This window comes from Desulfuribacillus alkaliarsenatis, from assembly GCF_001730225.1.
Lineage (GTDB): Bacteria > Bacillota > Bacilli > Desulfuribacillales > Desulfuribacillaceae > Desulfuribacillus > Desulfuribacillus alkaliarsenatis.
Map to the genome: position 1 here is coordinate 1 of NZ_MIJE01000024.1, position 776 is coordinate 776.

General features: G+C 49.4%; 2 tRNA genes and 2 rRNA genes. All 4 read left to right on the forward strand.

The features are described 5' to 3' along the window. Positions 1–200 (forward strand): 16S ribosomal RNA (locus BHF68_RS08535); the annotation flags it as partial. A 166-nt stretch (positions 201–366) separates the two neighbouring features. Beyond that, positions 367–443: transfer RNA gene (locus BHF68_RS08540), tRNA-Ile, on the forward strand. Between the two features lie 5 nt (positions 444–448). Continuing rightward, positions 449–524: transfer RNA gene (locus BHF68_RS08545), tRNA-Ala, on the forward strand. A gap of 96 nt (positions 525–620) precedes the next feature. Next, positions 621–776, forward strand: a 23S ribosomal RNA gene (locus BHF68_RS08550); the annotation flags it as partial.

Below are 776 nucleotides of genomic sequence, written 5' to 3' on the forward strand. Positions count from 1 at the left end.
TAGTAATCGCGGATCAGAATGCCGCGGTGAATACGTTCCCGGGCCTTGTACACACCGCCCGTCACACCACGAGAGTTTGTAACACCCGAAGCCGGTGGGGTAACCCGTAAGGGAGCTAGCCGTCGAAGGTGGGACAGATGATTGGGGTGAAGTCGTAACAAGGTAGCCGTATCGGAAGGTGCGGCTGGATCACCTCCTTTCTAAGGAAACAGACCGTGAAATAATCGGTCATAGAGACATCGGTCTCAAAAGTTGACGCACTGTTTTGATTGCATACTATATAGTTTTGAGGGAACTTACACGACAAGTGATTGTCGTGTTTATTAACCTCTTAGTATAATTTCAAATTTATGCTAATTCACATGTGGGTCTATAGCTCAGCTGGTTAGAGCGCACGCCTGATAAGCGTGAGGTCGATGGTTCGAGTCCATTTAGACCCACCACATGTGGGGCCATAGCTCAGCTGGGAGAGCGCCTGCCTTGCACGCAGGAGGTCAGCGGTTCGATCCCGCTTGGCTCCACCAGTTCCATGACAACTACACATCCTAAATCGAAAAGACATCGATTAAAAAATCTAAAAGCTGAAAGCAAAAACAAATACGAAACTTTGGAAAACCCAAGGTTAAGCTAATAAGAGCGTATGGTGGATGCCTAGGCGCTAGGAGCCGAAGAAGGACGGAGCGAACGCCGAAACGCCACGGGGAGCTGTAAGCAAGCATTGAGCCGTGGATATCCGAATGGGGGAACCCAGTATCCGTAATGGGATACTACCCATA